Origin of the sequence: Streptomyces sp. NEAU-sy36 (assembly GCF_013423905.1) — a bacterium.
Taxonomy (GTDB): Bacteria; Actinomycetota; Actinomycetes; order Streptomycetales; family Streptomycetaceae; genus Streptomyces; species Streptomyces misionensis.
The window spans coordinates 1,023,686-1,043,222 of record NZ_CP058977.1 but is presented as its reverse complement, the minus strand read 5'-3'; the positions used below and the strand labels follow the sequence as shown (position 1 = coordinate 1,043,222).

16 protein-coding genes and 1 tRNA gene are annotated in these 19,537 nt (G+C 72.0%); 6 read left to right on the top strand and 11 right to left on the bottom strand.

The genetic code is table 11. From position 1 onward, the window contains the following. Positions 1-39 precede the first annotated feature (39 nt). The 5 genes from HZZ00_RS04705 to HZZ00_RS04685 all read right to left on the bottom strand — a co-directional run bounded on the left by HZZ00_RS04705 (position 40) and on the right by HZZ00_RS04685 (position 8,784). Positions 40-2,148 (bottom strand): hypothetical protein, encoded by a 2,109-nt coding sequence (locus HZZ00_RS04705; RefSeq protein WP_180331026.1) that lies wholly within the window; start codon positions 2,146-2,148, stop codon positions 40-42. A gap of 411 nt (positions 2,149-2,559) precedes the next feature. Beyond that, positions 2,560-3,912 carry a Cys-Gln thioester bond-forming surface protein gene (locus HZZ00_RS04700; protein ID WP_374028542.1) on the bottom strand — a complete coding sequence of 451 codons (1,353 nt, stop codon included), beginning with the start codon at positions 3,910-3,912 and terminating at the stop codon, positions 2,560-2,562. A 261-nt stretch (positions 3,913-4,173) separates the two neighbouring features. Further along, the gene (locus tag HZZ00_RS04695) at positions 4,174-4,650 is read right to left on the bottom strand and encodes a single-stranded DNA-binding protein (protein ID WP_180331025.1); all 477 of its coding nucleotides are present in this window, start codon (positions 4,648-4,650) and stop codon (positions 4,174-4,176) included. Between the two features lie 207 nt (positions 4,651-4,857). Further along, complete coding sequence (locus HZZ00_RS04690) at positions 4,858-7,170, bottom strand: YfjP family GTPase (protein WP_180331024.1); 2,313 nt, start codon at positions 7,168-7,170, stop codon at positions 4,858-4,860. Between the two features lie 3 nt (positions 7,171-7,173). Next, the gene (locus tag HZZ00_RS04685; RefSeq protein WP_180331023.1) at positions 7,174-8,784 is read right to left on the bottom strand and encodes a dynamin family protein; all 1,611 of its coding nucleotides are present in this window, start codon (positions 8,782-8,784) and stop codon (positions 7,174-7,176) included. A gap of 274 nt (positions 8,785-9,058) precedes the next feature. Here HZZ00_RS04685 and HZZ00_RS04680 point away from each other — a divergent pair. Then, a tRNA-Arg gene (locus tag HZZ00_RS04680) sits at positions 9,059-9,131 on the top strand. A 380-nt stretch (positions 9,132-9,511) separates the two neighbouring features. Here the strand turns inward: HZZ00_RS04680 and HZZ00_RS04675 are convergent. Further along, positions 9,512-10,384: an aldo/keto reductase family oxidoreductase gene (locus HZZ00_RS04675; protein ID WP_180331022.1), complete on the bottom strand. Its 873-nt coding sequence runs from the start codon at positions 10,382-10,384 to the stop codon at positions 9,512-9,514. 127 nt (positions 10,385-10,511) lie between these two features. Here HZZ00_RS04675 and HZZ00_RS04670 point away from each other — a divergent pair, with 127 nt between their 5' ends. Both HZZ00_RS04670 and HZZ00_RS04665 read left to right on the top strand, forming a co-directional pair. Next, positions 10,512-10,946 carry a helix-turn-helix domain-containing protein gene (locus HZZ00_RS04670; protein ID WP_180331021.1) on the top strand — a complete coding sequence of 145 codons (435 nt, stop codon included), beginning with the start codon at positions 10,512-10,514 and terminating at the stop codon, positions 10,944-10,946. A 590-nt stretch (positions 10,947-11,536) separates the two neighbouring features. Continuing rightward, a complete protein-coding gene (locus HZZ00_RS04665) occupies positions 11,537-12,106 on the top strand; it encodes a DinB family protein (protein WP_180331020.1) in 570 nt (189 codons plus the stop codon). 67 nt (positions 12,107-12,173) lie between these two features. On the opposite strand, the gene HZZ00_RS04660 is transcribed toward HZZ00_RS04665, so the two are convergent. From HZZ00_RS04660 to HZZ00_RS04650, 3 genes are all read right to left on the bottom strand, one after another. Continuing rightward, a complete protein-coding gene (locus HZZ00_RS04660; RefSeq protein ID WP_180331019.1) occupies positions 12,174-12,920 on the bottom strand; it encodes a hypothetical protein in 747 nt (248 codons plus the stop codon). Between the two features lie 158 nt (positions 12,921-13,078). Further along, positions 13,079-13,453, bottom strand: a complete 375-nt coding sequence (locus HZZ00_RS04655; RefSeq protein WP_180331018.1) for a transcriptional regulator — start codon at positions 13,451-13,453, stop codon at positions 13,079-13,081. Beyond that, positions 13,450-14,280 (bottom strand): hypothetical protein, encoded by an 831-nt coding sequence (locus HZZ00_RS04650; RefSeq protein WP_180331017.1) that lies wholly within the window; start codon positions 14,278-14,280, stop codon positions 13,450-13,452. Before HZZ00_RS04650 ends, HZZ00_RS04655 begins: the two co-directional genes overlap by 4 nt. Before the next feature lie 329 nt (positions 14,281-14,609). Between HZZ00_RS04650 and HZZ00_RS04645 the strand changes: the two genes are divergently transcribed. The 3 genes from HZZ00_RS04645 to HZZ00_RS04635 all read left to right on the top strand — a co-directional run bounded on the left by HZZ00_RS04645 (position 14,610) and on the right by HZZ00_RS04635 (position 17,956). Beyond that, complete coding sequence (locus HZZ00_RS04645) at positions 14,610-16,118, top strand: serine/threonine-protein kinase (protein ID WP_180331016.1); 1,509 nt, start codon at positions 14,610-14,612, stop codon at positions 16,116-16,118. Between the two features lie 475 nt (positions 16,119-16,593). After that, positions 16,594-17,553 (top strand): D-2-hydroxyacid dehydrogenase family protein, encoded by a 960-nt coding sequence (locus HZZ00_RS04640; protein WP_180331015.1) that lies wholly within the window; start codon positions 16,594-16,596, stop codon positions 17,551-17,553. A gap of 124 nt (positions 17,554-17,677) precedes the next feature. Next, on the top strand, positions 17,678-17,956 hold the full coding sequence (locus HZZ00_RS04635) for a chaplin (protein ID WP_180331014.1): 279 nt from the start codon (positions 17,678-17,680) through the stop codon (positions 17,954-17,956). 72 nt (positions 17,957-18,028) lie between these two features. Here the strand turns inward: HZZ00_RS04635 and HZZ00_RS04630 are convergent, their stop codons facing one another. Both HZZ00_RS04630 and HZZ00_RS04625 read right to left on the bottom strand, forming a co-directional pair. Further along, positions 18,029-18,895: a tyrosinase family protein gene (locus HZZ00_RS04630; RefSeq protein WP_180331013.1), complete on the bottom strand. Its 867-nt coding sequence runs from the start codon at positions 18,893-18,895 to the stop codon at positions 18,029-18,031. Further along, positions 18,879-19,391 (bottom strand): tyrosinase cofactor, encoded by a 513-nt coding sequence (locus HZZ00_RS04625; protein WP_180331012.1) that lies wholly within the window; start codon positions 19,389-19,391, stop codon positions 18,879-18,881. Before HZZ00_RS04625 ends, HZZ00_RS04630 begins: the two co-directional genes overlap by 17 nt. Positions 19,392-19,537 lie beyond the last annotated feature (146 nt).

The following is a 19,537-nucleotide window of genomic DNA, read 5'->3' as shown; positions in this document are numbered from 1 at the left end:
GCATCTGGTGGGAGCGGCGGGCCTGGGCCCCGGGTGGGGTCAGTTGGGTGGATAGACGAGGGCACCGGAGTCGGTGTCGTCGACGTATCGGCCGGCGAGGTCGGCGTAGTACGCGTCGGACGGGTTGCCGTCCGAGAGGTCGGCGGCCTTGACGGTCGAGGATGTGGCGTTGCCGCCGGCGGAGACCGCTGCGGCGAAGTCGATGATCTGACCCGGGTAGTTGTCGAGCAGGTAGGTGTTGACCTCCTCGCGGGCGGCCTCCTGGGCCGCGGTGCCGGGATGGGCGGCGGTGAACGGCGCGATGGTGGCGAGATAGACGGTGATGTCGGAGTTCTGGGTGACCGGCTGCTGATTGATGGAGAGCTGGCTGTCATCGGTGGAGTACCCGCTCAGCCGGATGTCGAGGGAGGCCAGTCCGTCCTCCACGTCGGTGGCGCAGGTGTAGGCGTTGCCGGTGCAGTTCAGCAGGTCGGTGGCGCCGGTGGAGACGAGGACGGTTCGCACGTTGCCTTGGGTCAGCACATCGCGGTCCAGGGGGTTGAGCGCGCCGAACGGACTGGCGCTGCTGGTGATCTGCGGCAGCAGGCTGTTGGTGTCGGTGCCCGCGTTGAGCACGCCGTAGCGCACGGAGGTGCCCCCGCGGGGATCGTCGGCCAGGGCGTTGGTGATCGCATCGCTGAGGTGATGCCGGCCGTCGTCGCTCGCGGTCCCCCCGTTGACGCTCTGGTCTCCATAGAGGACCAGCGAGCCGGTGGGGTTCGAGGCGGAGGTGGTGACGTCGATGCCGGAGAGGTACGGCAGACCGGTGTACGTGGTCTGCGTGTAGTGGCCGGCGTCCGTGTCACTGGTGCGGTCGGCGTGGTCGCTGACCCAGACGGGAGTCCGGGCCGCAGAGTGGCCGGGTATGGCGGGCGCCATGCCGCGCACCCGCAAACTGACCAGGACGGTTGCTTGCTGCTCGACGGTCAGGGTGACCGGGTCGCTGGTGGCGTCGCCGCCTGCCGGAATGGTGACGGAGGGGGAACCGTCGAAGGTCAGCGCTACTGGTGCTGCAGCTGCGGTGGCGCCGGCCGCGGTGGTGTCCTGCAGGGCGACGGAAGCCGCGTCGAAGGTCACCGGGGTGGCACCCATGGCGTTGGACAGATGTACGCGTACTCCGTTTCCGCTGTCGGTGCCGATGCTGACGTGGGCCGGGATGCGTAGGGTCTGGCTGTCGATGGCCGCTGTGCTGCCGTTGGACGACTGCACTTTGCCGGTGTCCTGGACCGAGGCCCAGGTGCCGACCCAGTGCCGGGCGCTGGATCCGCTGCCGGTGGCGGTCGTCGGCCGTACGCCCAGCCCGAGGATGTGCAGGGCGGGTCGGCCCGCCTGGACACCGTCGGTGAGCTGGGGCAGGGAGACGCTGCTGATGACCGAGCCGGGGCAGGTCAGCGGGACGCTGATGGCATAGACCTTCGGACCGGAGTTCGGGCTGGTTTGGGTGCCGTCGCTGTGGTTCTCGTGGACAAGGGTGATCGAGGCCGCGGAGGACGGGCCGGAGAGCCAGTCCGGCACGGCGCTCAGGTCATAGCTCTGGTCGCTGGGGACGCCGTTGGGGTCCAGGCAGTTGTTCTTGGCGTAGGTGATGGTGCTGGTGGCGTTCGTGACTGGGGCGCCGGTGGCGAACGCGAGGAAGACCACGGCGGCGCCGGTGTTGACCACACCGCTGTCCGGCAGGGTGACGGTCTGCCCGGAGGCCAGCATGTTGTCGTAGGCGCCGGTGCCGAACTTCGGCAGCGTGATGGTGGCACCGTCGATGGTGACGGTTTTGCCGCTCTGCCAGCCAGCTGCCCCTGTCAGGTCGGTGGCGTTGAAGCTGTTGCCGGAGCCGTCGGCATCGGCAGGGCTGGTCGTGGTGGTGAAGGTACTGGTGGCGGTGTTGTTCAGGCAGCCACTGGTGTCGTTGATCGCACAGGTCAGTCGGGCCGCGGACGGGGAGCGAGTGTCGTGCGATGCGGTACGGGGTGATTGAGCCGGGGTGCCAGACGCCGCGTAGGCCGACGCTGTGGTCGTCAGGGACCCGGCGGCCAGGGCCGCGACAGTGACGGCGACGACCCGCCTTGACCTGGGACGTCTGGATGCGTGCCTGGGTGAGCGGAAGACTGACATGGACGTCGGGGTCCTTCCCGGGGCACAAGCGGTCCCCCAGTGGGCCCGCGCCGTGTGCATTCTGGAAGCTCGCTATGCGCGCGGTCCATCGCTATTCGATCGCCAAGCGCCGACCGGTAGTCCCCTTCTGGCTCATGTGATTGGAGATATGCCCTTAAGTTGGGTGACTCTTTCGTTCTTCTCGGGGCGATTTTTTACACTCTGTTTCGGCTTCGGGGCCGGGTCCGCGCGCGGTCAGGTTGTAGGTCGTCTACTCATAGATCGATTTCCGACCAGAGCGTGCCGCCCGCGTCCTGCTGAGCGAAACGGCCTGCGCCTCCTCCCGACGGGCGAGGCGGCTCAGGTTCCCGGTCGGCGCCCGCCTTGTACTGCCGACCCGCTCCCTTTCGAGGTGGGGGTCGGCCGGCCGGCTCACTCGTTCGGCTGTTCGCGTTTGCGGAGGATGACCAGGACGGCGCCGCCGATGACGACCAGGCCGATGGCCACGCCGGCGATCAGGGGGGTCAGGGCGGAGCCGCCGGTCGCGGCGAGGTTCGTGTCGTCGGGGGTGGGGGTGGTGATCGGGGTGGGCTCGCCCATGGTCTGGGTGGTGGTCTTCGAGACGATCGTGCCCTGGATCCTGCAGTCCAGGACGCCCGTGAAGCGCCGGCTGAAGCCGTCGGGGCCGGTGATCGTGAAGTCGTAGCCCTGGTCCTCCTGGAGGGGGACGCCGATGGTGCGGGTGGCACCGGCCGGGACGGTGTGCTCGGTGTCCATCAGGCGGAAGGTGAAGGGCTGGTCGCCCTTGTTGACGGCCAGGATGTCCACCGTGCCCTTGGCGCAGTTCCTGCGCGCCGAGACCGCCGGTATCGCGCCCTGCGCCGCCCAGCCGGCCGTCGCCGTCGCGGAGACCGCGGACTCGCTGGAGCCGGCCAGGATCTGGGTCTGGCTGCGACTGTCGGAGGTGAGCGCACGGCCCACCGGGACGGTCGTCGACGCCTGCACGGTCAGCTGGGCGGAGCCGTCCGCCGCGTCCTGTGGGATGCGGAAGTAGATCCGGCTGCCGTTCTTCGCGACCGTGAGCGGCTTGCCGGCCTTGTCGGTGATCCGGGCGCCGCCGGCGGCCACGCCCGCTGGCGGTATCACCGTGACGGCACTCGCGTTGGTGTGCACGGTCACCGGGCCCACCAGCGCGCCGGGCCGGCCGGAGACCGCGGACGGGTCCAGCGACAGCGAGGCGGGCGGCTCGGCGCTGTCCCGCGCGCTGCGCTCCAGATAGTCGGCGAGCTTCTCGGCCTGCGGATCCACGGCGTCGACCTTGGCGTGGTCCGAGTACCGCCAGATCGCCACCTGCGTGCCGACCGCCGCGTCCTGCTCGGTGAGGCCGTGCGTCCCGGCCCGCCGGGCGAGCGCGGCGAGATCGTTGACCTGCGGGTAGGAGTTGCGCAGGATCCAGCGGATCTTGCCGGCGTCCCGGTTGGTGCCGAGTGACGTGCCGCTCCAGGACGTCTCCTGGTAGTGGGCGTCGCGCTGGACCGGGTTGTGCAGGTCGACGCAGTACGTCTGCAGGGTGCCGCCGCCGTCCACGGACATCTCGGAGAGTCCCGCGGACACCCGCTGATCGCCGCCCGCGTCGTGGACCACGGCCTCGCCGAAGGTCTTCAGGCCGTCGATGGTGGCCGTCGCCCCGCCCTCGGTCTGCGGTGCCACATCGGCCGCGGCGGTACCCGCGCCGGACAGCATCCCGGCCGCCACGAGCCCGGACACCGTGGCGGTGGCGGCCAGGCGGGCCACGGCGGTGGACCGGCAGAACCCAGACAGCGCAACAAGCACAGAATTCCCCTTCGAGCAGGACCCGTCGGACGTCGGGGAAGGTCCCACCAGCAGAATCGGCGGCCCCGAGAGGCACGCCCGGCATCCTATGAACCGGGCGACGCCTCCCCCGCCGGTCGGATGATCCGACGGCTGATCCGATCCGGAATCGTTATCGCCGGACCGCCCTTGAGCAGGCCTTATCGACAAATCAACTCGCCGCGAACGCTGACATCACGTCACCGTGGCTGGTTCCGACTGCTGTTGGGCTTGGGTGCCGTCCCCCGTCGCCGCAGGTCCCGGTGTCTCCCAGTCGGGTTCCGGGCGGGGCTGCGCGGTCGGCGGCTCAGGCTTCGCCGCGCGGCGGAAGACCGCCGTGCCCCGGGAGAGGTCGTGTCCGATCGCCGTGGCGTCGATGTCCGCCGACGCCCACTGCTGCTGCCCCTCGCGCCCGTCCGTGCGCACCTTCAGCCGGCCCTGCACCACCAGCGGCTGGCCCACCTCCACCGACGCCATCGCGTTGGCGGCGAGCTGACGGTTGGCCCACACCGTGAAGAAGTTGGTGTGTCCGTCCGTCCAGGCGCTCTTCTCGCGGTCCCAGTAGCGCGCGGTGGCCGCGAGCCGGAACCGGAGCGACGGCCCCGCCGCCAGCTCCCGGTACACCGGCGCGGTCGCCACGTTGCCCACCACGCACACCACGGTCTCGTTCACTTCTCGCTCCCCTCCGCCCGCCCGGTGCGGCCCGCCCACGCGGTCCGGCCGGGCGGGCGACACGTACGGGTCCGTCCCGTACGGCGGCGTCCGCCACGACCTCAGACTGCCCGCCCCGGGCCGAGCCCGCCGAGCGCTGTGGACGGCCCCGCGCCTGTGGAGAACCCCGCCACCCACACGAGTGCCGGCCCGCCGGGCAAACCGGGTTCAGCCCACCGCGGCGTCCGCCCGCACGACCTTCCCGTACTGCTCCCGCACCTCCCGGTACCGCAGCAACTCCGCGGCCACCGGATCCAGCACCCGCGCCCGGCCGCAGCTCGCGGCCGCCTCCCGCAATCGCCGTTCCGCGTCCTGGCCATGGCGCCGCGCGGGCCCCCGCGCCGCCATCCGGCACCCCCACTCCACCAGCGGTCCGCCGATGATCCCGCACACCATCAACAGCACCGGAACACCGAGGTTGGGCGCCATCACCCCGGCGATCTGCCCGACCAGCCACAGCCCGCCGGCGATCTGCACCAGGGTCATCGCCGCCTGCACCAGCACCGCGGCCGGCCACCAGCCCGGCCGCGGCGGCCGCCCGGACGGCTCCCCGGCGCGTTCCGCCAGCTCGTCCAGCGCCTCCGGCAACCCTTGCGCGCCGCGCACGGCGGCCTCGCGCACCGCCTGCGCCCACGGCACCGGCAGCCCCGCCGACGCCCGGTCGGCCACCGTGCGCACCGCCTGCTCCACCCGCTGCCGCGCCGTCGCCTCCTCCTCCGTCTGGACCCGCACCTGGTGACGGCCGGTCGGGGCCGTGCCGCGCCGCTGGTACCAGCGCCACAGCCGCAGCCAGGGTGTGCCGCAGGCCCGGTTGGCGTTGCGCAGCCAGGCCCGCTCGGCGGCGTCGCCCGCCGCGGTGGCGCCCACCGCGTCCGCGAGCCGTGCGGCGAACTCCTCGCGCGCCTCCTCGCTGAGGCCGACCCGGCGCCCGGCGGCGTAGACCGGCCGCAGCTCGGCCGCGGCGGCGTCCACATCGGCGGAGACCCGGCGGGCCGCCGCACCCCGCTCGGCCACGAACTCGCCCAGCGCCTCGCGCAGTTCGCCGACGCCCTCCCCGGTGAGCGCGGACAGCGCGAGCACCGTGGCGCCGGGTTCGCCGTGCTCGCCGAGCGCCACCCCGTCCTCGTCCAGCAGCCGCCGCAGGTCGTCCAGGACCATGTCGGCCGCCTCCCCGGGCAGCCGGTCCACCTGGTTGAGCACGATGAACATGACCTCGGCGTGCCCGGCCATCGGCCGCAGATAGCGCTCGTGCAGCACCGCGTCGGCGTACTTCTCCGGGTCCACCACCCAGATCACCGCGTCGACCAGCTTCAGGATCCGTTCGACCTGCTCGCGGTGCTGTACGGCGGCGGAGTCGTGGTCGGGCAGGTCGATCAGGACCAGTCCGCGCAGCTGCTTCTCGCCGTCCGGGCTGTGCAGCGGACGGCGGCGCAACCGGCCGGGAATGCCGAGCCGGTCGATGAGGCCCGCGGCGCCGTCGCTCCAACTACACGCGATCGGCGAGGCGGTGGTCGGGCGCCGTACCCCGGTCTCCGAAATGGCGACGCCGGCCAGGGTGTTGAACAGCTGTGACTTGCCGCTGCCGGTGGCACCCGCGATGGCGACGACCGTGTGCCGGCCGGACAGCTTGCGGCGCGCCGCCGCCTCGTCCAGGACCCGGCCCGCCTCGGCGAGGGTCTGGCCGTCCAGCCTGGCCCGGGAGAGTCCGACGAGTTCGCGCAGCGCGTCCAGCCGGGAGCGCAGGGGGCCCTCGTAGGCCAGCGGGACCGGGGGGACGGCACCGCCCGGGCCACGACCGGGAGCGGGCTCCAGGGCGGTGGCGCGTCCGGCGGTGAGGGCGGCGGCGTCGGTGACACGCCGGGCGATCAGACCGTCGTCCCACGCTCCGGCGGAGTCGGCGGGAGCGGACGGTTCCGCACCGGATGAGTCGGAAGGTGCGGACGTTGCGGAAGTGACCGGCGCGGTCTCGGATCCGGGCCCGGGCCCGGACCCGGATGGGGAACTGGAACCGGCCCCCGAAGGGGAGCCCGAACCGGAGCGCGAGCCGGGGCGTGAGCCGGAGCGCGAGCCGGCTCCCAAGGCATCGGGGGCACCCCCTGCCTCCTCGGCCTCCCCACCGTCCCCCGCATCGGAACCACCGGAACCCTTCTCCCCCTTCTCCCCTTTCTCCCCCTTCTCCACCTTCTCCTTCTGCTCCGGCTTCTCCCCCTGTTCGCCGTTCCCCCCGTTCCCCGCGTCCTCCCTGTTCTCCGGCTCCTCCCCTCCCCCGCCGCTCCCGTCGTCCGCTCCCGCCTCCGACGCCGGGCGGGTGCCGGCCGCGTCGTCCCCCTCGACCCGGTTCCCGAGGTCGATGACCCGCGCCCGCGCGGGCCCGGTGTCCTGCCGCACGAGTCCATCCCCGGCTCCGCTGTGACTGCTGGAACCGGTGTGCTCGACGTGCTCCATGTGCTCGATGTGCTCCTGGTCAGTGACGGCGGTCACCGGTCACCTCTCCTTCTGCAGTACGGACAGGGCGGCGATGAGTTCGGCCTGGGGCTCGGGATGGATGTCGAGGGCGTCGAGCGGGGCGAGACGGCGTTCGCGTTCGCGGTGCACGACACGGTCCACGTGCTCGGTGAGCAGCCGTTCGGCCCGGTCGCGCAGGCGCAGCGCGCCATGGGCGCCGACCCGGTCGGCCAGCCGCTCGCCCGCGTTGCGCGCCCGGCGCCCGCCCAGCAGGGCGGTGGCGGCGAGGGCGGCCACGGCCTCGGGGTCGGGCGCGACGGCGCGCTCCAGTTCGCGCGCCTCCTCCTCGGCGTACTCCTCCAGCTCGCGCCGCCAGCGCCGTACCGCGAGGCCGATACGGTGCTCGGCGCTCTCCGGGGAGGGATCGCGCCCGGCGAGGCCCGGGGCCTGCGCGGCGGGCTCGCGCTGCCATGCCTCGGCCACCCGCTCGTCGGCTGCGGTGACGGCGCACAGCAGCAGCGCGGCCAGACTCTCCACCAGAGCGTCGAGGAGTTCACCCGCGGTGCAGTCCAGGGGGAAGGCGCGCCAGCGTTTGAGGGCGTCCCCGGCGAGTACGGCACCCGACTGGAGGCGGGCTCGGAGCCGGGCGTGCTCGCCGTCGTACGCGCCCTCCACGGCGGAGGTGAGCCGGAGCGCGGCCGCGTACTGGGCGGCGGCGGCACCGGCCAGCTCGGGCATCCGGGTGCGCAGCGAGTCGAGGAGGCCGTGGACGGTACGGGCCATGACGTACTGCCGGGCGCCGGGGTCCTGGGCGTGGTGGGCGAGCCAGGCGCGCAGCGGCGCGACGGCGGTGGCGGGCAGCAGGCCCGCGCTCCACACGGATTCGGGCAGCTCAGGCACGGTGAAGCGGGGTACGTCGCCGAGGCCGGCCTTGGTGAGCAGGGCGGCGTACTGCCGGGAGACCTCGGAGACGACCTGGTGTGGCACCCGGTCCAGGACGGTGACGAGGGTGGCGTCGTACTCCTTGGCGGTGCGCAGCAGGTGCCAGGGGATGGCGTCGGCGTAGCGGGCGGCGCTGGTGACCATCACCCAGATGTCGGCGGCGCACAGCAGCTCGGCGGCGAGGACGCGGTTCTCTGCGACCAGGGAGTCGACGTCGGGGGCGTCGAGGAGGGCGAGGCCGCGCGGGAGGGTCTCGGCGGTCTCGATGCGCAGGGCGCGCGCGGGCTGGTCGGCGGGGGGCAGGAGGTCGTCGTCGCGGGGGTCGTGGTGGGGCAGCCAGATGCGGGCGAGGTCGGGCAGCACGCGCACACCGCTGAACCAGTGGTGGTCCGCCGGATGGCAGACCAGGACCGGGGTGCGGGTCGTCGGCCGCAGCACGCCCGCCTCGCTCACCCGGCGCCCGACGAGAGAGTTGACGAGCGTCGACTTCCCGGCGCCGGTGGACCCGCCGACGACGGCCAGCAGCGGCGCCTCGGGCGCCCGTAGTCTGGGCACGAGGTAGTCGTCCAGCTGGGCGAGGAGTTCGTCCCGGTTGGCGCGGGCGCGGGGGGCACCGGCCAGCGGCAGCGGAAAGCGTGCGGCGGCGACACGGTCGCGCAGAGCGGAGAGTGTGTCGAGCAGCTGGGGCCGTACGTCCAAGGTCACCACATGCGAAGAATGCCCAATTTTAGGGGAATTCTGAAGCATATAGACATGCCTGCGCGCCGACAGAACAGAAAGGACAGAAGGGGCGACCGGGACACGGGCGCGGGCCAGGCATAACGAGTGCACAACACCCTGCGGCCTCGGACGCCAAAAGCGCTGCACGATTCGTACCTGCCTGCGATTATCGGGACCGCTTCACCGAACCTCCACATCGAGCCACGGAGGGGAAGCGACAGGGTCGGCAAGCAGGGAGCTTTATCCTTGGTCCCGCCACCAGGCCCCCGTAGCTCAGCGGATAGAGCAGGCGCCTTCTAAGCGCTTGGCCGCAGGTTCGAGTCCTGCCGGGGGCGCCTTCCGAAGCCCTCCCCTCGGGGAGGGCTTTTTGCTGGTCAGGGTGGGTACGGTCGGGCGCGCGTCAGCCCCGGAAGCATCCCTGATGATCAAGGACGGACTCCGGGGCTGTCCGGCTGTCACCGGGTTTTCGCGGGTGGCCGTGTCCAACACGTGCCGAAGTCCCTGGGCCACCGGACCGGTCGGCGTACGACTCCCAGGGCAGATCTCCAGCCGCGTGCGTGACTCGCGGCCAGCGGCACCGGCGTGACGTCGGAGCCGGGGAGAGTCGGCCGGAAGAACCAGCCGACAGCCGAAACAGCACGTGGACCACCTCCCAACATCGGGAGGTGGTCCTCCAGTTTCTGCGTGCGTGTCTATCCGCGTGCCAGCTGTTCGTTCAATGACCGATGGTGTCCAGTTCGGCCATGTCCTCGTCGGTGAGCGACAGCCCGGCGCCTGCGATGTTTTCGCGCAGGTGGGCGGTGGACGAGGTACCGGGGATGAGCAGGATGTTCGGCGAGCGCTGCATCAGCCAGGCCAGCGCGACCGACATCGGCGTCGTTCGCAGTCGGCTCGCGACCTGCGAGAGGGCCTCGGACTGCAGCGGAGTGAAGCCCCCCAGGGGGAAGAACGGCACGTAGGCGATGCCTTCGGCGGCCAGGTGGTCTACGAGGTCGTCGTCATGGCGGTGGGCAAGGTTGTACATGTTCTGCACGCACACGATCGGGGCGATGCCGCGCGCCTCGGCGACCTGCTCCGCGGTGACGTTGCTGACGCCGAGGTGGCGGATCACACCCTCTCGCTGGAGGTCGACGAGCGTCTCGAACGCTTCGGCGATCGAGCCGGGCTGGGGGCCCTGAGCGTCACCCATGCGCATGTTGACCAGGTCGAGGGCCTCGACACCGAGAGATTCGAGGTTCTCGTGGACCTGCTTACGCAGGTCTTCTGGGCGCCGGGCCGTGGGCCAGCCGCCCTGTGCATCGCGGGTCGCGCCCACCTTGGTGGCGATGAACAGCGACTCCGGGTAGGGGTGCAGCGCTTCACGGATCAGCTCATTCGTGATGCGCGGTCCGTAGGCGTCGCTGGTGTCGATGTGGGTGATCCCGAGGCTGACTGCCTCGCGCAGGACCGCCAGGGCGCCCTCGTGGTCGGCGGGCGGCCCCATGACCCACGGGCCGGCAAGCTGCATCGCGCCGTAGCCGAAACGGGTGACGGTCGAGTCACCCAGTGTCCAGGTTCCGCCAGGAAGAGGTGCGGAGGGCGTGTTCATCGTCGTGCCTTTCGTCCTGCGAGGGGTGGTGTCTCCAGCTCCCTTGCACCAGTCTTGGAGAGATACTTCCTTTCGGGAAGTAGGCACTCTGAAGTGCGTAAGTAACCCAGAGGGTGAGGCGAGATCAGTGACGACGACGAAGGCCGACAAGAAGGCCCAGGCCAAGGCCGAGTACAACGCGTTCCTGGCGATGTGCCCCAGCCGTCAGCTCCTCGACCGGATCTCAAACAAGTGGGTCGTCCTGATCCTTTGCGCACTGGGCGATGACTCGTCCCAACAGCCCGGTGCCTCACAGGCCCCGAAGGCAATGCGCTACTCCGAGCTCGCCCGGCTGCTGTCAGGCGTCAGCCAGAAAATGCTGACCCAGACCCTACGAGCCCTCGAACGCGACGGCTTGCTCATCCGCACCGTGACGCCCACGGTCCCCGTCACCGTCACCTACGAGCTGACTGACCTCGGCCTCTCACTCCACCACCTGACACGCGGGCTCAGGCAGTGGGCGCAGACCCACATGGATCAAGTCCTCGCCAACCGCGAGAAGCACGACGCACGAGCTTCCTAGCGTGGACAGCGCTCCCCGTCTCTGCTGCGGGCCGACATGCACAGCTCCCGTGGCCGTGCCACTCACGTGCCGGAACGGACGGTGACTCACGGGGAACCGAGGTCCGTAAGGGGCTGGTTCGGCAACCCCTGGCCAAGGCTGTATCGGTGGAGTTGGCCGGCCGCAGTCAGCTCGGCCTGCTTGATGACGATCAACTCGCCGCGGTCGGGTACGGCCTCGATGTACCAGAGGCTGCCTTCTTCAGTCAGCGTGACGGAAGTGGTGCGGCAGAGTGGCGCACTCGTCGAGTGCTCGGTAGTACGCCGTGATCTCTACGGCGATGCGCTCCAGAACGCCCACGCACAACGGTGAACAAGCGCGGGCGCCTGCGGACCGTCCCCCAGGTGAGAGGCGTCGAAGCCAAAGGCAGCGCCCCCAAGTTGCTTCGGGACGAAGATGTCGTGGGTTCCGATCCCGCCACCCCGGCAGGTCAGGCACCAGGTCAAGCCTCAGCATCCTCACCCCTCCGTTGATTTAGGTCAGGATCTGACCTCCAGGTCCCCTAGCGTCCTGCTTGTCCGGCGGAACACGAACCACGGAAGGCAGTGACCATGAGCGAGACCGCGACTGTCAACGAACTGGCCACCCACGACTCGGCGCATGAGCCGACCGCCACCGGCGAGCGCGCCGACTTGCTGGAGGCCCTGGCCAAGCACCGGCACTTCCTGCGCTTCACCACCCGTGACCTCACCGACGAGCAGGCCGGGCGCCGGACGACCGCCAGCCAGCTGTGCCTGGGCGGCCTGATCAAACATGTCTCTGCGGTCGAGCGAGCCTGGGCGCAGTTCATCCTGGATGGCCCGTCGGCGATGCCCGACTTCACCACCATGACCGAGGCCGACTGGGCCCGACGGGCCGACGAGTTCCGGATGCTGCCCGGCGAGACGCTGACCGGCGTGCTCGCCGACTACGCCGAGGCAGCCCGCCGAACCGACGAACTGGTCGCCACCCTCCCCGACCTGGACGCCACACAACCACTACCGAAGGCCCCGTGGTCCCAGCCGGGCGCGCGATGGTCGGCCCGCCGGGTACTGATGCACATCATCACCGAGACCGCCCAGCACGCCGGCCACGCCGACATCATCCGCGAGTCCCTGGACGGCGCCAAGACCATGGGTTAGCCAGCGGGGCGGCAGGGCGTATCGCCTCCCGCACGGGGGCGATACGCCCTGTGAGCCCGCGAACGACTCAGTTGGAACACGCGGCGATCCGCTCGGCGACCGAGAAGCGCCGGCCGCATTCCGGGCAGGTCGCCTCGCCGAAGGCGTACGTCAGGGCTTGCGCGACTTCGTCGTGGCCGTCGGCCAGGGCGAGGTCGTGGAGGCGTCGGCCGAGGCCTTCCAGGGTGCGGGGAGCAGCCGGATGGAGGGGGAAGGTGTCGATGTCGTCGCAGAGGGCGTGGTCCTCCGCCGCGCTGAAGAAGCCCCGCTCTCCGATGATCACCCACAGGGACGCGCACCCGTCGGGATCGGGGCATTCGAGTTCGTATTCCTCGCTGACGACACCCCAGATCAGGTCCTCCGCCCAGTGGATGTCGCCCTCCAGGTTCAGGACGGCTTCCAGCAGGTGGCAGTAGTCGTTCCGGTCGGTGGTGATCTGCCGCCACCGGTTCGCGGCGCCCAGGAGGCGGGTGACTTCGGGCGCGTAGCGGTGCCGCAGATTCCGGCTCTCGTACCGCTGGTCGGCCTGGACGAGGAGGGCGCCGGCCAGGTGGAGGGCCGAAGCCGCCATGTCCGCGTTGCCGTTGTCCGCCATGTCCGCCAGCGTCGGCAGCACCAGCGGATGGGCGACGTCCAGGGATCCGTTGTGGTACAGCTCCGTCCACAGGTCGCTCCAGGCCTGGCCGTCCCGCCCGTTGGCGGCGCGTTCCAGCAGGGCCTTCAAACGGTCGGAGTCGGCGTCGGCCGCACGGGGAACCGGGGAGTTCGTCGTCATCTCCGGCATCCAAGCAAACCGCCGTGACCGCGCATGCGCCGGCCTGTCGATTGCCGTGGAGGTCGTGCCGGTCGGCAAGTCCGGTCAGGCCGAACCGCCGGCCCGGCGAGCCGTCGGGGCCGCCGTCGCGCGGGGGACCGGACTCCCGGAAGTGGTGATCAGGCGTCGGGTGCGCCGGGCGCGGGACGGGGAGCCTCAAGGCGCAGCACGAGTGCGCGCAGGGCCCGGAGTTCGGCGTCCAGTGCCTGGGCACCTGCCCGGGTGAGGGCCACCCAGGTACGGGGACGCCGGCCGGCGTAGCCCTTCTCCACGGTGATCATTCCGGACTCCTCCAGCACCTTCAGATGCCGGGAGAGATTCCCGTCGGTGACGGCCAGTTGCTTCTTCAGGAAGCCGAAGTCGACCCGGTCTGCCTCACGGGCCACGGTGAGGACGCCGAGCCGTACCCGCTGGTGGACGGTGTCGTCCAGCGCCTGGGTGGGATGCGGTGCCTCTTGGTCGCCCTGTGCAGCGGTCGAGTCTTCGACGCTCATGAGAGGACCGTACCCGCAACCGCGGCACCGGGCGCGCCCCGACGGCGGGCCGCCATCCACTCGCCCAGGCCGGCGAGAAGCAGGACGGCTGCGAGCAGAAAGGCCTTGACCTGCGGACCGTCGGCCCAGCCGGGGTGGGCGGGGTGCTGCCAGGGCAGCCATCCACTGCCCGGGGAGGCTCCGAGGTACCCCGTGAGCATCAGGGCGTGAACGGTGCCGGCCGTCGCGGTGATCCAGCTGCGTTCGGCGATGCCGAGCGCGAGAAGTCCGATGCCGACCAGGTACCACGGGGAGACGTAGCTGTTCTCCAGCAGCACGGCCTCCCACGACTGGCCCTTGCCGAACAGCAGCGTCACCAGAGCCGCCGTGATCACGACGGTGGCCGCGGCGGTCGCGCGCACCCACATGCCGCGCCGGGGGACGACGCCCCGGGCCTCGCCGCGCAGGCGGTACCAGCGGGCGAAGAAGAACCAGGCAAGGGGGAGGAGCGCGAACCACACGCCCCATGCCACGAAGCGCAGCACCGCGCCGTCGAACTCGCCCTTCAAGCAGGGGGTTCCCGGTTCATGGACGACGCACAGTCCGGTCAGCTCGGCGTAGGCGAAGATCGGGTAGGACCCGACGTTGCGCCCGTGGGCTCCGAAGTTGAAGGCGAACCGGCCGATCGGGACAGCCGCCAGCGCGAGGAGCCCGAAGCCGAGGAGGGGGGCCCACGCGCCGTTCAGCTGCCTGCGGGTCTTGGTCCGGAGGCCGTCCGTCGCCGCCAGTAAGGCGGCCGCGGCCGCGCTCGGTTCCGGTCCCGTACTGCTCGGTGCCGATGTTCCCATCTTCTCCCCCTCGCGGCCGGTGCGTTGGCAGCGCTCGTGAGCGGGCCGCCGGATCGCCGCCCACTCGGTTTAACTTTGCAACGCAGAGTACATGGCAATCAAGAGCTGCGGTGGGTGCCAGGTTCTACGGGCGCCGGTCCCCACCGGAGGACGGCTGCCGGCTGCCCGCCGGTACACCGGGCGCGGGCGGCCGGGAGCGGAGCACGGCGCGCGCGCCGCGTGGCCGGGCGGGGTGCCGTCGTCGAGCCGCTTGTTCCGGTTGTCGTACTCGCGCCGTCCCGTGGTCGACCGGGTTCCGGGCTGTCACCGGTTGTCCTAGCCTGGCCGGCATGACACCGGGGGACAGGGTCGGCGGGCGCTTCGAGCTGATCGAGCGGCTCGGCAGCGGGGGGATGGGGACCGTATGGCGCGCCAGGGACACGCTGCTGGATCGTGAGGTGGCCCTCAAGGCGGTGCACCGGGACGCGGACGCCTCGCACACCGTACGGGAGCGGGTCATGCGGGAGGCCAGGGCGCTGGCCCGGCTCAGCGACCCGCACGTGGTGACGGTGTACGAGGTCGTCGAGGCGGAGCCGCACCCGTGGATCGTGATGGAGCTGGTGCCCGGCACCTCGCTCCAACAGCGCATCGAGGCGGGGCCGCTGAGTCCGGCGGAGACGGCCCGCATCGGCCGCCAGATCCTCTCCGCCCTGCGCGCCGCGCACGCCGCCGGCATCCACCACCGGGACGTGAAACCGGCGAACATCCTGATCCGCCCCGACGGCACCGCCGCCCTCACCGACTTCGGCATCGCCGCCCTCCAGGGCACGACGGCACTGACCGCGACCGGCCAACTCGCCGGCACCCCGGAGTACATGGCGCCTGAACGCATCCGCGGCCACGACGACGACCCGGCCTCCGACCTGTGGTCCCTCGGGCTGGTCCTGTACCTGTGCACGGAGGGGACGAGCCCGCTGCGCCGCGCGACCACGCCCGCCACCCTGGCCGCGGTCCTCGAAGAGCCGGTCTCCCCGCCCGTACGGTCCGGGCCCCTGGCTCCCGTCCTGCAATCCCTCCTCGTGCGGGACCCGGCGGCCCGCCCCGACGCCGGTCAGCTGGACGCGATGCTCGCCCAGGTCGAGGCCGGTGCCACACCGAGCTGGGCTCAGCCGACACTGACGGCGGCCCGCACGCCGGCCCCGGCTCTCCAGGCGACCCCCACGCAGCGGGACGTTGCCGGGCCCGGGACGCCGGTGCCTGCCCGCCGCCGTGCACCGGCGCTCCTCGCAGCGACCGCCGCCCTGGCCGTGATCACGGCGACCGCTCTGGTCCTGACCCTGCACACGGGCGGGGACAACGGAAGGGCCGCCGGTCCGGCCGTCGCCGCGACCACGCCCGCCTCGCCCACGTCCGCCCCTGACACGCGGCCCACGAGCCCCGGTCCGGAGCACAGCCCGGACCCGGCGCCGAGCGCGTCCTCCTCCCCCGAACCGAGCGCGTCACAGCGGTGGTCGGCCCCGGCGGACGGCGGCCGCTGGATCGCGCAGCTGTACTCCGAGCCCGTCTCCTCGGGCGCGGCCGCCCGCGACCGGCGTCTCGAACGCATCCGCGCCTCCGTGCCCGAAGCGCTCTACCTGCGCAGCGACGACTACGCCTCGCTCCGCTCCGGCTACTGGGTGATCTACGCCCCTGGCCCCTTCCCCGACGGCCGCGCCGCGCTGGCCTACTGCGCCGAGCACGGCCGCACCACCGCGAACACCTGCATCGGCCGCTACCTGAGCACCAGCCACGCCGACTTCCCCCTCCAGTGCCGTCCCCCTGCCCACGATCCGAAGGGCCGCTGCACACGCGACGGCTAGCGCCACGGGCAGCCGGCGCCGTGGCCACGATCCACGGACGGTGACAGAGGCTCGGGCCCTTCCCCGAGGAGGGGCTCCCCCCGAGCCGAGATCCCGGCCTTAGGGAATCAGCGTGGCAGGAGGGGGGACGTCGAGCGGATGCCCGGCACCGTTGCGCCGCCCGGCAGACCGCCACCAGCGCGGCGCCCGCCACGTCGACGCGGAGGTATCGCACCCGGCCGGGCAGCCAGACGGCGTCAAACAAGAGGCGGCGTCGCGCAGTTGGCGGAGTCGCCCGGGCGGAGAGCGCGGCCGTGGACGCCACGGCGAACGTGCGAGGCGGACCGCGGGACCGCCACCCCGTCCAGAGCGGCGTCGACGGGAAGCCGGAACGGCCCGGGAGGGCCGGTAACCCGGCCCTCCCGGGCACCCCCCGCAGGCATGATCGCGTCGTCCGCCATACTGCGGACCCAGAGGATCGAGAGGGGAGCCAAGCGTGCGGCTTCGTTGTGCGGTGCTGGACGACTTCCAGGGGGTGGCCGCCGAGTCGGCCGACTGGTCGGTGATCGAGGACGCGGTGGAGGTCGTCGCGCTGCGCCGGCACCTGGAGGGTGAGGACGCCCTCGCCGCGGCGCTCGCGGAGTACGACATCGTCGTCACCCTGCGCGAGCGCGTCGCCTTCCCCGGTTCGCTGCTCGCCCGGCTGCCCCAACTGAAGCTGATCGTGGCGACCGGGATGCGCAACACCGTGATCGACTACGCGGCCGCCGAGGCGCGGGGCGTCACCGTGTGCGGCACGCAGAGTTCCGGCACTCCGCCGGTGGAGCTGACCTGGGCGCTGCTGCTGGGCCTGGCCCGCGGGATCGTCCACGAGAACACCGCGCTGCGCACCGGCGGCCCCTGGCAGTCCACGGTCGGCGCCGATCTGGACGGGGCCCGGCTGGGCGTGCTCGGGCTCGGCCGGATCGGCGGCCGGGTCGCCCGGGTGGGGCTCGCCTTCGGCATGCGGGTGAGCGCGTGGAGCCCGAGCCTGACCGGGGAGCGCGCCGCGGCGGCCGGGGTCGAAGCGGCGGCCTCCAAGGAGGAGCTGCTCGCCGGCAGCGACTTCGTCACCGTGCATGTGCCGGGTGGCGAGCGCACCCGGGGTCTGATCGGCGCGGCCGAACTCGCCCTGCTGAAGCCGACCGCCTACCTCGTCAACACCTCCCGCGCCTCCGTGGTGGACCAGGACGCGCTGCTGGCCGCGCTGCACGAGGGCCGGATCGCGGGCGCCGGCGTCGACGTCTTCGACATCGAGCCGCTGCCCGCCGGTCACCCGATGCGCACCGCGCCCCGGCTGCTCGCCACGCCCCACCTCGGCTACGTCTCCCGCGCCAACTACCGCACCTACTACACCCAGGCGGTGGAGGACATCCGGGCGTACCTGGCGGGCGCCCCGATACGCCGGCTGCCGTGAACGTGCCTGTTGAAAGAGTGATCCCCGGGTGATCACCGTGACCCCCCAGGGGCCGCGGCGTTGAACGGGGAGTGCGGCGGCTGGTCCTGCCGTCGCGCTTCCCGAGCGACAGAAGGAGAACGTGATGTCTCGCATCGCGAAGGCAGCCGCCGTGGCCCTCGGCACCGGTGCCGTGGTGATCAGCGGAGCCGGTCTGGCCATGGCCGACGCGGGTGCCCAGGGCGCGGCGGTCGGCTCCCCCGGCGTGCTGTCGGGCAACGTCGTCCAGGTTCCGATCAACATCCCCGTGAACGTCTGCGGGAACACGATCGACGTGATCGGCCTGCTGAACCCGGCCTTCGGCAACACCTGCGTCAACCAGGGCGGCGGCCTCGGCCAGCACGACGGCGACTACGGCAACTGAGCCACGCCGTGACCAGCGAAGAGCCCCGGCACCTCCGAGCGCCGGGGCTCTTCGCGTGCGCCGCGAGGGCCGTCAGGCGTACCGGTAGATCCGGCTCACGTCCTCCAGCTGGTCCGGGGTGTCGTTCCACGGCGGCAGCTTCTGGTGCCGGGCGACGACCCGGCCGCGCTGCGCGTCACCGGCACCGGGCGGCTCGGCCGGCAGATAGCGGTGGTTCTTGTGCGCCCGCTGCCAGCGCTCCCAGAGCATGTCCAGGAAGGCGTGGTGGAGCCAGAACACCGGGTCGTTGACGGACGCGGCGCCGAGCATCGCCCCGCCCACCCAGCGGTGCACCCGGTTGTGGTTGTGCCAGGACGCGCTGCCGCTGCCGGTCCCCCAGCCCTCCAGTTTGTTGCGGAAGCCCCGGGTGACGGTCGAGTCCCAGGGGTGCACGTCGTACGCCGCGTCGTTCAGCGCCCAGTCCACGTCGCTCCGCGTGGGCAGCTGGAGGGGGGAGGCGGCGCGGCCCAGGTCCCGGGTGAGGTAGCGGCCGTCGGTGACGCCCTCCCGGATGGTCCAGTGACCCGCCGAGTAGGCGAACGGCCCGGTCGTGACCTGCTGGTCGGAGCGGCGCCCGTTGCCGCCGAGCAGATCGGCGGTCCAGGGCACGGAGGTCGCCGAGCGGTCGCGGGTCCAGTCCCAGTACGGCACGGTCACCGAGGAGTCGACTCGGCGCAGCGCCCCCTCCAGTTCCAGCAGGAACCGGCGGTGCCAGGGGAGGAAGGAGGGCGCCATGTGGGCGGTGCGCAGACCGGTCTCGCCGTCGGCGGCGTAGTACGCGATGTGGATGCGCACGAATTCGTCGTACTCCCCGCGCCGTTTGAGTTCCAGCAGGGCGTTGACGAACCGCCGCCGCTCGCTCGCGGTGAGGGCGCCGACGTTCTTACGCACGTACGCCATGCCGGTCCCCCCACTCCATGCCCAGGTGTTCCACCAGGTCCAGGACGCTGTCGGACCGGGCGTGGCCCAGCGGGCCGGGGGCCAGGTCGCGCAGCCGCTGGCCGGGACCGAGTTCGTCCACCGCGGCCCGGGCGGCCTCCTGCGGCGTCCGGTACGAGGTGTAGTGGTCGACCATGCTCAGCCAGGTGCCGTCGGCGCGCCGCATCAGATGCAGCGGACGGCCGTCGACGGTGATCCGCCAGTCGGCGTCGAAGCCGCTGCGGCCTTCCTCGGACATCCGCACGCCCCGGATGTGCCGGCCCCGGTAGGTCTCGTCGAAGGAGTCGCCGCCGGGGCCCGCGACCGGGGGCACCGGTCGGGCGGCGGCGACGACCGGCGCGAGGGAGAGGGCGGCGGCGCAGGACAGCAGTCCCCGCGCCACCCGCCTCCGTGTCGGCCCGGCCGTCGTATCCGCTCTGGCCCGCTCCCTTGCGCCCACCGCTTCGCCGTCGGTCATCGCACCCTCCTCGGTCCGGGATCGGTTGTCGCACCCGGTAACCGGCCGGGGGCGGCTCCGGTCACCGGGATACGGCCGAACGCGCGGGCAAGGGAGCCGTGCGGGTCACCCGCGTACGGCCGAACGGCGCTGTCGGGAAGGCCGTG

Excerpts from the sequence above, each read along its gene's own strand:
- HZZ00_RS04705 (WP_180331026.1), bottom strand. The coding sequence starts at position 2,148 with ATGTCAGTCTTCCGCTCACCCAGGCACGCATCCAGACGTCCCAGGTCA.
- HZZ00_RS04675 (WP_180331022.1), bottom strand. The coding sequence starts at position 10,384 with ATGAACACGCCCTCCGCACCTCTTCCTGGCGGAACCTGGACACTGGGT.
- HZZ00_RS04665 (WP_180331020.1), top strand. The coding sequence starts at position 11,537 with ATGAGCGAGACCGCGACTGTCAACGAACTGGCCACCCACGACTCGGCG.
- HZZ00_RS04660 (WP_180331019.1), bottom strand. The coding sequence starts at position 12,920 with ATGACGACGAACTCCCCGGTTCCCCGTGCGGCCGACGCCGACTCCGAC.
- HZZ00_RS04655 (WP_180331018.1), bottom strand. The coding sequence starts at position 13,453 with ATGAGCGTCGAAGACTCGACCGCTGCACAGGGCGACCAAGAGGCACCG.
- HZZ00_RS04650 (WP_180331017.1), bottom strand. The coding sequence starts at position 14,280 with ATGGGAACATCGGCACCGAGCAGTACGGGACCGGAACCGAGCGCGGCC.
- HZZ00_RS04645 (WP_180331016.1), top strand. The coding sequence starts at position 14,610 with ATGACACCGGGGGACAGGGTCGGCGGGCGCTTCGAGCTGATCGAGCGG.
- HZZ00_RS04635 (WP_180331014.1), top strand. The coding sequence starts at position 17,678 with ATGTCTCGCATCGCGAAGGCAGCCGCCGTGGCCCTCGGCACCGGTGCC.
- HZZ00_RS04630 (WP_180331013.1), bottom strand. The coding sequence starts at position 18,895 with ATGGCGTACGTGCGTAAGAACGTCGGCGCCCTCACCGCGAGCGAGCGG.
- HZZ00_RS04625 (WP_180331012.1), bottom strand. The coding sequence starts at position 19,391 with ATGACCGACGGCGAAGCGGTGGGCGCAAGGGAGCGGGCCAGAGCGGAT.